The 14,229-nt window shown below is 44.1% G+C and carries 13 protein-coding genes; 7 read left to right on the forward strand and 6 right to left on the reverse strand.

Annotation, left to right across the window (positions count from 1 at the left end; genetic code table 11):
- Positions 1-41 precede the first annotated feature (41 nt).
- Entirely contained in the window at positions 42-791 is a 750-nt protein-coding gene (locus PY364_RS03760) for a 16S rRNA (uracil(1498)-N(3))-methyltransferase (RefSeq protein WP_275520738.1), read from the reverse strand.
- A gap of 81 nt (positions 792-872) precedes the next feature.
- Entirely contained in the window at positions 873-2,852 is a 1,980-nt protein-coding gene (gene sir / locus PY364_RS03765) for a sulfite reductase, ferredoxin dependent (RefSeq protein WP_275520740.1), read from the reverse strand.
- Positions 2,853-3,113: 261 nt separating this feature from the next.
- Here sir and PY364_RS03770 point away from each other — a divergent pair, with 261 nt between their 5' ends.
- Positions 3,114-3,371: a chlororespiratory reduction protein 7 gene (locus PY364_RS03770; protein ID WP_275520742.1), complete on the forward strand. Its 258-nt coding sequence runs from the start codon at positions 3,114-3,116 to the stop codon at positions 3,369-3,371.
- 101 nt (positions 3,372-3,472) lie between these two features.
- Here the strand turns inward: PY364_RS03770 and PY364_RS03775 are convergent, their stop codons facing one another.
- Positions 3,473-4,021, reverse strand: coding sequence for a DUF2854 domain-containing protein (locus PY364_RS03775; RefSeq protein ID WP_275520744.1), 549 nt, complete (start codon positions 4,019-4,021; stop codon positions 3,473-3,475).
- A 557-nt stretch (positions 4,022-4,578) separates the two neighbouring features.
- On the opposite strand from PY364_RS03775, the gene PY364_RS03780 reads away from it, so the two are divergent.
- Together PY364_RS03780 and PY364_RS03785 are read left to right on the forward strand one after the other, a co-directional pair.
- The gene (locus PY364_RS03780; RefSeq protein ID WP_007358276.1) at positions 4,579-4,860 is read left to right on the forward strand and encodes a hypothetical protein; all 282 of its coding nucleotides are present in this window, start codon (positions 4,579-4,581) and stop codon (positions 4,858-4,860) included.
- Positions 4,861-4,954: 94 nt separating this feature from the next.
- Positions 4,955-5,128 (forward strand): hypothetical protein, encoded by a 174-nt coding sequence (locus PY364_RS03785; protein ID WP_275520748.1) that lies wholly within the window; start codon positions 4,955-4,957, stop codon positions 5,126-5,128.
- A 63-nt stretch (positions 5,129-5,191) separates the two neighbouring features.
- Here the strand turns inward: PY364_RS03785 and ppk1 are convergent, their stop codons facing one another.
- The 3 genes from ppk1 to PY364_RS03800 all read right to left on the reverse strand — a co-directional run bounded on the left by ppk1 (position 5,192) and on the right by PY364_RS03800 (position 8,469).
- Positions 5,192-7,354 (reverse strand): polyphosphate kinase 1, encoded by a 2,163-nt coding sequence (gene ppk1, locus PY364_RS03790; RefSeq protein ID WP_275520750.1) that lies wholly within the window; start codon positions 7,352-7,354, stop codon positions 5,192-5,194.
- A 106-nt stretch (positions 7,355-7,460) separates the two neighbouring features.
- On the reverse strand, positions 7,461-7,679 hold the full coding sequence (locus PY364_RS03795) for a hypothetical protein (protein ID WP_275520752.1): 219 nt from the start codon (positions 7,677-7,679) through the stop codon (positions 7,461-7,463).
- A gap of 184 nt (positions 7,680-7,863) precedes the next feature.
- Complete coding sequence (locus PY364_RS03800) at positions 7,864-8,469, reverse strand: superoxide dismutase (RefSeq protein WP_275520754.1); 606 nt, start codon at positions 8,467-8,469, stop codon at positions 7,864-7,866.
- 390 nt (positions 8,470-8,859) lie between these two features.
- Here PY364_RS03800 and PY364_RS03805 point away from each other — a divergent pair, with 390 nt between their 5' ends.
- From PY364_RS03805 to PY364_RS03820, 4 genes are all read left to right on the forward strand, one after another.
- Positions 8,860-11,028 (forward strand): ATP-binding protein, encoded by a 2,169-nt coding sequence (locus PY364_RS03805; protein ID WP_275520764.1) that lies wholly within the window; start codon positions 8,860-8,862, stop codon positions 11,026-11,028.
- A gap of 59 nt (positions 11,029-11,087) precedes the next feature.
- Complete coding sequence (locus tag PY364_RS03810; protein ID WP_275520756.1) at positions 11,088-12,506, forward strand: response regulator; 1,419 nt, start codon at positions 11,088-11,090, stop codon at positions 12,504-12,506.
- A gap of 76 nt (positions 12,507-12,582) precedes the next feature.
- Positions 12,583-13,143 carry a Uma2 family endonuclease gene (locus PY364_RS03815; protein WP_275520759.1) on the forward strand — a complete coding sequence of 187 codons (561 nt, stop codon included), beginning with the start codon at positions 12,583-12,585 and terminating at the stop codon, positions 13,141-13,143.
- A gap of 446 nt (positions 13,144-13,589) precedes the next feature.
- Complete coding sequence (locus PY364_RS03820) at positions 13,590-14,165, forward strand: aminotransferase class III-fold pyridoxal phosphate-dependent enzyme (RefSeq protein WP_275520761.1); 576 nt, start codon at positions 13,590-13,592, stop codon at positions 14,163-14,165.
- The last annotated feature ends 64 nt before the right edge of the window (positions 14,166-14,229 follow it).

Here is a 14,229-nt window from a genome sequence, read left to right on the forward strand (position 1 = left end):
CGGTGACTTTACCGCCCAGAGGGCGGCGTTACGAAATTAGATTATCGCCTATCTAATACTCCGGCAATTATTGATAATGCAACAATCGGTGCTGTCACCGCTCTCAGAATCCTACTCCCTAAAGAAACAGGTTGAAAACCAAACTCAATCGCACTTTTTACCTCACCATCCGTCCATCCTCCCTCTGGCCCTGTAGCTATTACAATTGATTGGGAATTGGGAATTGGGAATTCTTCCTTTTCTATTTTATTATCTAATAAGCAATCTAATAAATGTCTAGAATTCCCGCGAGCAACGCAAATATATCGATATTTTCGATCGCAATTTTCTACCCCAACTGCAAAGGAAACTGGCTCTAAAATTGCAGGCACAATTTCCCGTTCTGACTGCTCTGCCGCCTCAGCCGCAATCCGCCGCCACCGCTCAATCTTCTGAGAACTCGGCTTTAATAAGGTGCGATCGCTAACCAGAGGTATTATACAATATACCCCCAACTCTACCGCCTGCCTCACAACATCGTCAAAGCCGTTCCCCTTGGGTAAAGCTGGCATCAGCGTCACTTCTACATCCAACTCACTTTTAATAAAAACTTCCTCTTGTATAACGGCAACTGCATCTACTGCTGCTAACTCAGCCAGCCAACAATGTCCTCGCCCGTACATCGCTAAAAAGCGATCGCCCTCTCTCAACCGCAAAACTCGATACAAATAATGCTGCTGCTGTGCAGTCAGGAGAATTTGTCGATCTTGGAGTTGAGAAGGAGCGATCGCTAATCGTTGTAATTGGGCCATTTGAGGTTAGATTTTAGATATTCAATCCAAGACTTTATTCAATCTCAAATCTACAATCTAAAACCTACCATCGGCTCAGCCTTATTCCTTGATTTGTTTCAAGTAAGCCGAGATTGCCTCTGTAGCTAGCTGTGTTATCGGCTTACCCTGACGGGCTGCTTCATCTTTCAGCTCATTGTAGATTTCATCGCGAACGCTAATTCGACGACGGACTTTGGCAGCACCTGCGGGGCCTGTCTCATCCCCATTGTCGTTACTGGCAGTAACTTCTAATTCATTGGTCTCAGTGGTCATCGAGGCAGCAGATGGGTAGTTGGTTACAAAATGACGGATATATTCCATCCCAACGCGATCGCAAAAATCCCCGAAACTCTCTCCTAAATTCCGTCCTTGTTTAAAACAAACAAAAATCGGCTCTAGAAAAGCTTCCAGGCCATTAAAAGGCACTTTCTCCTCAAAAGGTTTTGCTAGCCGCGTCTGGTCAGGAGAACCACCCAGCCAAACTTGATAGGCTTCGGGCGCACTCCCAACAAAACCCAATTCTGCCATATAAGGTCTCGCACATCCATTGGGACAACCAGTCATCCGCACCACAAAATGCTCCTGTGGCATCCCCAATTTTTCCAAAACTGCGCGAATCCGGTCTAAAATTCCCGGTATTACTCGTTCTGATTCAGTAATCGCCAGCCCACAAGTCGGCATTGCCGGACAAGCCATTGAATAGCGCACTAAGGGGTCGATCGCAGTTTCCGATTTAATTCCGCAGCGATCGAGAATTGCTTGAATTGCCTGCTTATGTTCCGCTGAAATCTCGTAAATTAGTACATTTTGGTGCGGTGTAACTAACATCGGCAAGTTGTATTTCTGCACAATTTCCCGCAGCGCCGTTTTTAGCTGAAATCCGCCTTCATCCTTAACTCGGCCATTTTCTATGGAAATGCCGACAAAAAGTTTGCCGTCACCCTGTTCGTGCCAACCTAAGAAATCATAGTATTTCCACTCAGGTAAAGGCTTAAAAGCTGACAGGGGTTTGCCAAAATACTCTTCTACTTTGGCCTTGAATTTCTCCACGCCCCAGTCATTGATCAGATATTTTAACCGGGCGTGGCGGCGGTCGGCGCGATCGCCATAATCTCTTTGCGTCGCCACAACTGCCTTAACTAAATCGTAAACATCATCTTTTGCCACATAGCAAATTTCATCGGCTACCCGTGCAAAAGTTTCCTCTTTATTGTGAGTGCGGCCCAATCCCCCGCCAGCAAATACGTCAAACCCTTCTAACTCCCCAGCGGAGTTAACGATGACCACCAAACTCAGATCCTGGGAATACAAATCAATGGAATTGTCTCCCGGTACTGTCACCGAGCACTTAAACTTCCGGGGCATATAATGCGCCCCGTAAATCGGCTCTTCCTTGTCCTCAAAGATAGTCCCGTTCTTATTCTGCTGTCTGGCGGCCTTTACTGCTGGGTCTTCTTCGGCCGTCACTGCCTTTTCGCCATCCAGCCAAATCTCGTAATAAGCACCAGTCTGCGGTTTGAGTAAGTCAGCAATATTATCGGCATATTTTCTGGCAAACTCATAGTCTGGGCGATTTTTATAGGGTGCTGTCGGTGCCATTACGTTGCGGTTTAAGTCGCCGCAAGCCCCTAGGGTTGACCCCATACTTTTAATAATTGACGAGAACACGACTTTGAGATTTTTCTTCAAAACGCCGTGTAGCTGGAAACCTTGACGAGTTGTGGCCCGCAGCGTACCGTTGCCATATTCCTCAGAGAGTCGGTCTAAGGTAAGGTAGAGTTGCGGTGGCACGAATCCCCCAGGGTTGCGGGTGCGGAGCATCATTTGAAAGTCTTTCTCCTGACCCTTAACCCGATTGTCGCGGTTATCCTGTTGGTAGGAACCGTGAAATTTGAGGATCTGAATGCCGTCTTCGGTGAAATGCGTCGTGTCTTGCAACAGCTCAGTTGCAACTGGTTCCCGCAGATAGTTACTGCGTTCTTTCCAGCCTTCTGCTTTAGAAAGCTTGCGTTGGGTGGGAGCGATGGGAGTTTGAGTCATGGATGCAGTGCCAGTTGTAATCAGAAAATTTACTTGTATATTCCTTGACAAAATCACTCAAAAATGCTTGAGTAGGAAAATTAATAGCGGTAATCCGGTGGGAATTGTGTTCAATGATTTTATTTTAACATGAGGGCATGGCGAAGTTGCGATCGTCATTAATAATTTAAGATTGCTCGGTAAGGCGACTTTGCAGAAGGTGTTTTGACCGCCCAGAGGGCGGCGTTACGTGAGTTACGAATAATTGATAGAGGAACAAAAATGCCAGATTCATTAATGTATGAAGAGAACCATTTTGTAGTCTTGGAGCAAAACCAGCCAGAGCAATTCTTGACTACCGCAGAACTGTTAGAAAAGCTGAAGCTGATTTTAGCTCAACGACAGGATGATGTGCCAAGGGAAGTGCAAAAATTTACTTCGGTGGAAGCTCAAGCTCAACATTTGATCGACACTTATTGTGAATTAGATGTTGGGCCTGGAAACTTTTTACAATGGTATGCTGTGCGGTTGGAAAAGTAAGATTTATAGCTAATTGCTAATTGCTAATTCCTAATTACTAATTGGGGAAAAAGCCTTCCCATTTTCCTCATCTCCCTTCTTCCTTATTACATTTTCCTTCCCTAAGCTTTGACTGCAATTAAAGCTAAATCAATCTGATTCTCAGCAGGTTGAGTAACTTGAGCTTTTAAACCAGGGCCGAAAAAAGTAGCAATTTTGTCCTGTTTTTCTTGCCAAGTTTCTAGGGGAAATAACGGCGAATAAAATGTCAGAACTAAAGTATAAGCACCATCAATGCTAATTTCTTGCAACTCTTTGAGCAAAGGCCTTTCCTCACCTGTGGGAGATAAACCCAAGCGTTTAAGAGCATCATCTAAATGAGCTTCTTGACCGTAGCGATAACGAGTTACATCCTTACGAACTTGATTTTGAGTAGGCGTAGCCTGCTGTTCTCGCAGGGCCAATACTTCGGGAGTTGTGGGTGTGGTAAAAGGTACTGGGGTGAGTTCAGAGGCTTTCAAGGCTAGACCTCCTAGTAGCAGTGGAACTCCGTAAAAAAATCCTGCCAGATTGAGGGTAGGATTACCAGCGAAGTAGGCCCAAAATCCACCAAGTGTTAAAATACCGCCGACAACTAAGCCGACGATCGCTAAAGAAATTTGACGTAACATATTCAGTAGGTTAGTTTGCGGGATGCAGAGAAGATAGCGGTTTTCAGTTGCATGAGAACAGGATAATTGCTAATTGCTAATTGCTAATTAAGAACCGTTATTGATGCTTAAGTCCAGATTGATAATAGTTTAGCAGAAAGCGGCTGTGTGAATCGGTCAGGCTAAATTGTCATAAGTCAGCATTAGAAATCAGAGAGGCCGCGATCGCAGACCTGCTGGATCGTATCGGCACTTAAAAGGTTTATGATGATATTACAATCCTTGTCTGCAAGCAAAAATAACTATTGCTAGTTGAGTTTGGTGTAAGCTTAGACCTGTCGGTTTCCCGTCTAGTTGCAACTATTTTCGCAACGCTCAACTCAATGGTGTATCATCATCAAATCAGGGTGTAGAGTCAAGCGATCGCCATTTCCGCTAGAGCTAACATAAACTCAGCAGTTAAGAATTAATTATTCTGGGTTAATCCGGGACTGCCATCCAGATCGCCAGTATCATCAAGATATCTAGATCGCAGCTTGCGATCGCCAAACCTAACCCTCTTAACTCCATCTCAGACCATGCTCAAAGATGAAAATCGACAAGCTACTACTGTCAATAGACCACCAGTTGACCAAAATAGGTCAATCCTAGAGCAGATTAACTCCCTCAAACGCGAGGATGAAAGGCTCTACAATATCTTAGCGATCGATGTTTGGGCATTAGCTAAGACAATGGATGAGTATCAACCGGGATTCTGGGCCGCTTTTATGAAAAATCGCGAGAAAGCACTGAAGCGATTTTTGTCTGAGATGATTAAGAACAAACCTGCAAATACCAAACGCCCTCCCTTCCTCCGCTGAGTTCAATCAGCTTCAATTCTCTCGCTGAGTATAATAGCAATTTTTGGCTGTTATAGTTATATATTTTTGTTAAAAGTAGCAAAGGAAACAGACAATGGATGCACAAACAATTAGAGAACGGGTAGCAACAATCGAAAGCAAGCGGGAAACCCTAGTGCGGCTACTAGAAAGACCCGATTTAGGTATTCTCAAAATTGATGTAAGTCAAGCTATCGAAGAAATTGACGACTTGATCGAAGAATTCAAGCGCACCTTTCCTGATAGTTAACAGTTAACCGTTAACCGTTAACCGTTAACCGTTAACAGTTAACAGTTAACCGTTAACCGTTAACTAATCCAAAGCCATCTCCATTAAAATTTGCTGAGAACTGACTTCTGGACTATTAGGAGAAGGCCGACGCTGAATATAATGGCCATCAGTCTGCAAATCCCAAGCTTGACGATTATCTGCTAACATAATCCCCAGAATCTCCTGTAAATCCTTAGCAATTTCCGAGTCTTCAACGGGAGTAATCGCCTCAACTCGACGGCTAAGATTGCGCCGCATCCAATCAGCAGAACCAATATAAACCTCCTCCTGACCCCCATTTTGGAAGTAAAAAATCCGCGAGTGTTCCAGATAGCGACCCACAAGACTAACCACCTTAATATTGTCGCTAACCTCCTCAACTCCGGGGCGCAAACAACAGATACCACGTACAATTAAATCAATTTTCACCCCCACCATCGAAGCTTCATAAAGCGCCGCAATAATCTGCGGATCGACCAAAGCATTCATCTTCGCCACAATCCTACCCGTCTTACCATTTTTGCAGTGTTCCCCCTCTCGGCGGATCAGCGCCAAAAAGCGATCGCGCATATTCACCGGTGCAACCAACAACTTCCGGTAACAATGCTGACGCGAATAGCCGGTCAAAAAATTAAACAAATCCGTCAAATCCGCCCCCAAATCCTCCCGACAACTTAACAGTCCCAAATCTGTATAAAGTCGGGCAGTTTTCGGATTGTAATTTCCAGTGCCAATATGTACATAACGGCGAATTCTATCTTCCTCCCGGCGTACCACCATCACAATCTTAGTATGCGTCTTCAGCCCCACCAAACCATAAACAACATGAACCCCCACCTGTTCCAACTTCCGAGCCCAATTAATATTATTCTCCTCATCAAATCGAGCTTTTAACTCCACCAACACTGCGACCTGCTTGCCATTTTCCGCCGCCGAAATCAAAGCATTAACAATTGGTGAATCCCCAGAAGTGCGGTAAAGAGTCATCTTAATCGCCAACACAGCAGGGTCAAAAGCCGCCTGCGTAATAAACCGCTGCACCGTAGCTGAAAAAGAATAATAAGGGTGATGCAGCATCAAATCTCGCTGACGAATCACCGCAAAAATATCTTCTTCCCCATCAATATCTGATTGGCCAGATTTCACATTCAATTCACTTAATCGCCGCAGGCGAGGCGGAACTACGGGAGTCCAAGGGGGATCTTTGAGTTCCGGTACTGGCAATGCCATAAAGCTCATCAAATCCCCCAAACCCAGCAACCCATCTACCTCATAAACATCCTTCTCTCCTAAATCCAACTCCTCAACCAACATATCTCGCAGCACTGCGGGCATACTCCCTTGAACTTCGAGTCGCACCACAGAACCCCCAAAACGACGTTTACGGAGTTCTTGTTCAATTGCTTGTAACAAATCGTCCGCTTCGTCTTCTTCTACTGCTAAATCAGCATTGCGAGTAATCCGAAAAGGATGGTATTCTTGAATGTTCATCCCCGGAAATAGGGACTCCAAATTATGAGCTACTACCTGTTCTAATGGAACTCCCGTCCAAATTGCCGACTGACTTTTTTGCTGCAATTGTAAATCTGCTGGCAAAGGCACAAACCGGGGCAAAAGTTTAGGGACTTTAACGCGGGCAAATAATTCTTCATCATCATCTGGGCCTTTGATTACTACGGCCAGATTGAGGCTGAGATTGGAAAGATAGGGGAAAGGATGGCTGGGGTCAACTGCTAAAGGTGTGAGTACGGGAAATACTTGTTCTTCAAAATAGCGGTGCAGGTATGTCCGCTGTTCTTGATTGAGGTCGATGTAATCGAGGATATGAATACCGTTAGCTGCTAATTTGTGCCGCACTGTTTGCTCAAAATAGGCGTGTTGTTGAGAAACTAGCGGTAAGAGTCTTTTGTTAATTACGTCTAATTGTTCTTGAGGAGTGCGGCCGTCGGGGCTTAATTGGCTGACGTTTGCTTCTACCTGTTGTTTGAGGGCCGCTAACCGCACCATGAAGTATTCGTCTAAGTTTGAGCTAAAAATGGCCATAAACTTGAGCTGTTCTAACAGAGGGGTGCGCGGGTCGAGGGCTTCGTGCAGTACCCGGCTGTTAAACTCTAACCAGCTCAGTTCTCGGTTGAAGTAGTATTGGTGGTCGCTGAGATTGATTTCAGCAGGAGTTTTGGTCGCAGTCTTTTTACTCTTAGACATGGCTGGGAAGAGTTGAGTGTTTAGAGCTTCCTGGTTTGCTCGCAAGCTGCGAGGGGTTTTGAATAAACTTTAACTTAAAAGGGACTGCGATCGCGATCGCAGATATTCACAAGGATTTCCCAAATTCTTCCTCTTCGATGCCTATCCACCATTCGCCTAAATTCATTAAGTCTTTGTGAATATCTGCGATCGCAGTTGTATACTCTTCTGGGGAAAGTTCGCCAGCTCGTTCTTGAAGTTTTTTCATACGGAGTTGTACTAACAGCCAAGGTTTGGAAATACCATCGGTCGCTTCGATATATTCGGCTAATTCTTTACTATCCATTTTTTCACAGAAATATAATTACGACTTACGCACGCTTTTCGTAACGCCGCCCTCTGGGCGGTATTTTTACCGCCCAGAGGGCGGCGTTACAAATAGATTTGCTATTTAAGAAGACAGCCGCGTTATTAATTGCGGCTGTCTTTAGTCTTTGCTTTTGAAGACGCTATCGCCTTTAGCTCAAATTCTAAGCAGCTTTTGCTAGATTTTCTGCTGCGAAATCCCAGTTAGCTAAATTGTCTAGGAAATTCCCAATGAAGTCAGGGCGCTTGTTTTGGAAATCCAGGTAGTAAGCGTGTTCCCATACGTCCAAAGTTAGCAGCGGAGTTTGTCCGTGAACTAACGGGTTTTCTGCATTAGGAGTTTTCGTTACTTTCAGAGTTCCCTTATCCAAAACTAGCCACGCCCAACCACTGCCAAATTGTGTTGCAGCAGCATTCTTAAATTCTTCTTTGAATTTGTCGAAGCTGCCAAAGTCAGCAGTGATTTTGTCAGCTAGTTTACCAGTAGGAACTCCGCCGCCACCAGGTTTTAGGGAACTCCAGAAAAATGTATGGTTCCACACCTGAGCGGCATTATTGAAAATACCTGCCTTGGACGAATCTTTGAAGGAGGCATGAATTATTTCTTCGAGTGATTTACCAGCTAATTCTGTGCCTTCAATCAGTTTGTTGAGATTCGTCACGTAAGCCGCGTGGTGTTTATCGTGATGGAATGAGAAGGTTTTCGCCGACATATTGCCTGACTCTAGGGCGTTGTCGGGGTAAGGTAGGGGGGGAAGTTCAAATGCCATTGTGTTCAATCCTCTCTAAAGTTATGTATTGGGGTTGACTTTCCGGCTTTTGTATGCTAGCCCAGAGTAACCAGCTTCAGATTGACTGAGCTAGTGTCAACAAATCTTTACAATTCATTTATTTTATAGCAGTTGGGAAATTTTGGCATAGGCACGAAGACATAGTTAAATCTGTTAGATTGAGGAGAATTGATGAAAGTCGGTAGTATAGCAACCTTCTTGGCAATTAAGACTTACGTAACGCCGCCTTCTAGGCGGTAATTGAACCGCCTAGAAGGCGGCGTTACGGATGTATGTCCTAATGGTCTTGGCGGTTGCTATAAAATTCGTAAATTTCCTTCTTTTCCTTTTTTAATTTTTAATTTTTAATTTTTAATTCCCATGATGGAGATGGAATTGCAGAGGTTGAGGGAAGAGCAGCAACTCATCCTTAACCAAGTAGACAATGCGATCGCACTCTTCGACTCTTCCCAGAGTCTAGTTCTGTTCAATAAGAAACTAGCTAAAACTTGGGGGCTTTCTCCAGAGTGGCTGGCAACAAAACCCTGTTCCGACCTCTTTTTTGCCGAAATTGTCAATAAAGGCTACTGGTCTAGCGAACAGTTGCAGGAATTTAAACAAGCTTTACAACAAAGTGAATCTGAGAGCGTATCTTTCTACTGCGAACAAGCAAATGGTGACTGTTGGGAAATTTACACCACAGTAACATCTAGTGGCGGACGACTGTTTAACTTTCGAGATGTTACCATCTACCAGCGTTCTCAAGCCAGTTTAAATGCAGAAGTGAGGCGGCTGAGATTTCTTTTAGGTCTTAACGAACGTCTGCAAAACTCCGATAGTCTCAAGGAAATAGGGCAATTTGCTCTCAGCTATCTAGTGGAGGCAATGAATGCAGCCTTCGGAGATGTTAAAGTAATTAGCGGTGAAGGTCTGACTAAGCAAGCGAGAGTCCTCACCAATAAGATTTCTGCTCAATTTATTGCGACTTACGGCGAACCAGCAGTAGCCAAAATGCAAGAAATGCTCAATCAAGGCATCCCCTATGGTGAAGGGATGCTCTGGCAAGTAGTAGAAACGGGTAAACCCGTATTTGTTGATGATTATAGTGCCCAACCCAACGCTGTACCAGCATTCCGCCATCCAGCTATCGGTCAACTGGGGATATTTCCGATTCCCGCTACGAATGGGACGATTATCGGGGTTTTAACTTTGGAGTCGCGCAACTCGCATCGACTGCAAGATGTGCCCCAGAAAGATATGCTGCTGGCGGCTTGCCGCACTTTGGGAGTGGCAATTGAAAGGGCTGAGTCTCAAGAACGGCTACAACAAATTAATGAGGAATTAGAACACTCTTTGGAGTTGAAGTCAGAGTTTTTGGCATCAATGTCCCATGAATTGCGAACACCACTCAATAGCATTTTAGGGTTTTCTGACTTGCTGCTACGGCAAATTTCGGGGCCGCTGAGCGATCGCCAAGTTAATCATGTTAGTTTGATTGAAAAAAGCGGTCAACATCTGTTGCAGCTCATTAATGAAATTCTCGACCTCTCTAAAATCGAAGCGGGCAAAGCAGAGTTAGATTTACAGCCTGTCTATGTGCAAGAACTCTGTACCGACTGTTTGAAAATGATTCATCCCCGCGCTGACAAAAAGCGGCTCGCTTTATCTTTAGAATTAGACTACCGCCTGACAAAGGTACTGGTCGATGAACGACGGGTGCGGCAGATAATTATCAATTTACTATCGAATGCGATCAAGTTTACGCCGGAGGCGGGTCAAGTTAAACTGAGCGGACGCTTAGCTTACGGTAGCGAGATCGAAGACGATTACCGCCCCGATTGTTCTCCTGTGAATGCGAGTACACCTTACTTGTGCTTAGAGGTGAAAGACTCCGGTATCGGCATCGCTTCAGAACGTTGGCATCTACTATTTCGCCCTTTCCAGCAAGTGGATTCTTCCTTGACACGCCGCCATGAGGGGACGGGTTTGGGGCTGGCCTTGACCAAGCGGCTGGCGGAACTGCATGGCGGGACTATCTCTTTTCAATCTGCTTGCGGCTTTGGCAGCACTTTTCGGGTTTGGCTGCCTCTGACGGAGATGCGATCGGAGTTTTCCACGCCTAGTTCCGATCTTCCATCGATTTCTGCGGCTATTCCGAAATCGGAATCTGTTTGTAGCAAGCGGGTTTTGGTAGTGGAGGATCAGCTTTTTAACCAAATGCTAATTTCTGAGTTGTTGGAGTTGGAGGGGTACAAAGTGGAGTTAATCAGCGACGGTAAGACAATGCAGGAAGCGATTAACTCGCCTTTAGTAACGCTGGAAGCCCTGCCCCATTTGATTTTGATGGATATTCAACTGCCAGATATTGATGGGTTTGAGTTGATGCACAAACTCAAGACTCACAAGTTATGGCAATCGGTGCCAGTGATTGCTGTGAATGCCTTGGCGATGCCGGGAGATCGCGATCGGTGTTTGGCGGCGGGTGCATCTGCTTATTTAAGTAAGCCTTTGGATCTCAATTCTGCGATCGCAACTATTCATTCTTTGATCGGTTGTTGAAGGGAAATAGATTTCCGTTGGCTAATTGCTAATTGCTAATTGCTAATTGCTAATTGCTAATGTTAAATAAATTACCCTGTATTCTGCTGGTGGATGACGAACCAACTAATCTTATTCTGTTAGAAGAGTTGCTGCAATTAAAAGGGTATGCCACTATGTCGGCAGCCTGTGGTGTCGAAGCACTTTCAATTGCACGGGAGTCTCGACCTGACTTAATATTATTAGATGTGATGATGCCAGAAATGGATGGCTTTGAGGTCTGCGAACGTCTAAGGCAAGATGAGAGTTTAAAAACAATACCAGTAATATTTATCACTGCTCTTAACGATGATGGTTCGCGGTTGAAAGGATTAGAAATGATGGCAGATGATTATTTAACTAAGCCATTTAACAGTCGCCTCTTATTGGCAAAAGTTGAAAATATTTTGCAGTTGAGCGAAATGCGATTGCAAGCACTTTCCTCTCAAGTACGACAACAGGAAAAGGAACAAACTAAACGTCAGGTAATAGCAGCTTGGGAAGTGAACGAATATCTATCAGAAAAGTTTCGGCTATTTGTGCCAGAGCAATTTCTCCAACGGATTGCCCCGCAAGGAGTAGAATCAATTCAGTTGGGGAACGTTACAGAAGAAGAAATTACAATTTTATTTTGCGACATTCGGGGATTTACTGCGATCGCAGAATCCCAAGCTGCTCGCGAAACTTTTGAATGGCTTAATGGTTTTTTTACCCAAATGGGTGCTTGTATCGCCTCCCATCGGGGTTTTATTGACAAGTACCTGGGGGATGCGATTATGGCTGTATTTGATAAACCAGGTTCCCACGCTCAAGATGCCATTATTGCTGCCACTAGGATGCTACAAACCTTGCAGGAATTTAATGCTAACCGCCACCAATATAACTTAAAAGCTCCTGTCAATATCGGTATTGGCATTAATACTGGGATTGGCATGATTGGCACTTTAGGATCTGACCGCAGAATGGATTCTACTGTAATTGGCGATGTAGTAAATACTGCTTCTCGCTTAGAAGGTTTGACCAAGATTTACGGTTGTCCAATCATTGTAAGTGAAGCTGCGATCGCTCATGCAAGAAGAGCGGGGGAGCTCTTGAGCAGGGGATCTCTTGAGCAGGGGGAGAATTACCAATTACCAATCACCAATTACCAATTATCAATTACCAATCACCAATTACCAATTACTAATTACCATTATCGATGGATTGATAAAACAATACCTCGCGGGAAACAACAGATTATTCATATTTACGAAGTCTGGACACAAATAGATGCTACCACTCAAGGTAAACTTGTAACTCAGCCACTATTTAAGAAGGCAATTCAAGCATGGCGGGTGGGTAAATTAGTAGCAGCTTTGGGATATTTTCAGCAAATTGTTGAACAAAATCCTGGAGATACTGTTGCGACTCTCTATATCGAACGCTGTCAGGAGCAACTTAGTTTGAATCAAAGAGGGTAATAGCTTCCTGATTTTTACTTCTGATTATGGCTGTATTTGTACTATAATTAAAACAGAACCGAGCGGAGTTAAAGCTATGTCAACTACAGAAAAAGTCCGTTGGACAAGCGCCGATCTAGAATTTTTACCTGATAATGGCAACCGTTATGAGATCGTTGAAGGAGAATTAGTCGTGACAAGAGCACCCCGCTGGGAACATCAAAACGTTGCTAACAATGCTTGCGTTGAGTTAACTATTTGGTCAAGACAGACGGGTTTAGGTAAGGCTGTACAGGTTCCAGGTCTGATCTTCACGGATGGTGATAATGTTATCCCTGATGTGGTTTGGGTAAGTAATGAACGTTTAGCAGAAATATTAGATGAATCGGGACATTTGCGGGGGGCACCGGAGTTAGCGATCGAGGTGATGTCTCCGGGTGAGGAAAATGAGAAGCGCGATCGACAATCTAAGTTAAAATTATATTCAGTTCAAGGTGTGCGGGAATATTGGATTTTCGATCGACTACAGCAGAAAGTTGAGGTTTATCGCCGGGAAAATGGGGTTTTGAAGTTAGCGATGACTTTGTTTAAAGAAGATAATTTAACCAGTCCTTTGTTACCTGGTTTTAGTGTATCGGTGGCTGTATTGTTTGGGTAGAAATTTGGCGAGTGGATTTAGTTACAATAATTGGTATTAATGGTTAACGGTTGACAATTCTGTATAGGCGGCATACACCGCTTTAACATTATATCAATTCAGATAGGACTTACGCAAAATCACAGTACGGCCGCCATCTTGGCGGTATCTTTACCGCCAGGATGGCGGCGTTACGTAATCGTGCATAAGTCCTGTTAGGGAAAGAAAGGTGAATCCCAGAAATAATTGGGGAAAAATAATGAATAATTTAGGAATTAGGCAAAAAAACCCGGATTTTGGCTTTTTGTGCCTATTACTGTAATTTATCGCTGTTTCCCGTTTATCCATCCTGACTGCCCCCATTGCTTCATACCTAACCCCCCCTCAAACCTAACTCCCAGCAGGCCGAATATTCTGATTTGAGGTATAATAAAACAATCCGCATGAAGGTATCTGGTGAATTCGGTATGAAGATATTCAGTCAACTAGAATCTAATGTACGAAGCTATTGTCGCTCCTTCCCTACTGTGTTTAAGAAAGCACAAGGAGCTATTCTCGAAGATGAACAAGGCTTGAAATATATTGATTTTTTTAGTGGAGCGAGTAGCTTAAATTACGGGCATAATAATCCGAAACTAAAAGAACGTTTATTAGATTATTTAACTGCTGACGGTATTACCCATAGTCTTGATATGGCAACTGTGGCAAAAAGGGAGTTTATCGAAGCTTTTGAAACAATTATTCTCAGCCCCAGAGCCATGAATTATAAATTTCAATTTACCGGGCCAACAGGTACAAATGCTGTGGAAGCAGCCCTGAAAATTGCCCGAAATGTCACAGGAAGAACTAATATTATTTCTTTTTCCAATGGCTTTCACGGCGTAACCCTTGGTTCCCTTGCAACTACGGCTAATGCCTACTATCGGAATGCTGCTGGAATCCCCACAAATGGTGTGACGTTTATGCCTTATGATGGATATTGTAACTTTACCTATAATTTTGCCGCTACTAGAACCATAAGTTTGCCGCTAACAAGACTTTGACACCTATTTTTAGGTTAGATAAATTCTGGTTTTCTTCACTTGCGGAGCCATAATTTTGCCGTCA

Origin of the sequence: Kamptonema sp. UHCC 0994 (genome assembly GCF_029167235.1) — a bacterium.
Taxonomy (GTDB): Bacteria; Cyanobacteriota; Cyanobacteriia; order Cyanobacteriales; family Microcoleaceae; genus Kamptonema.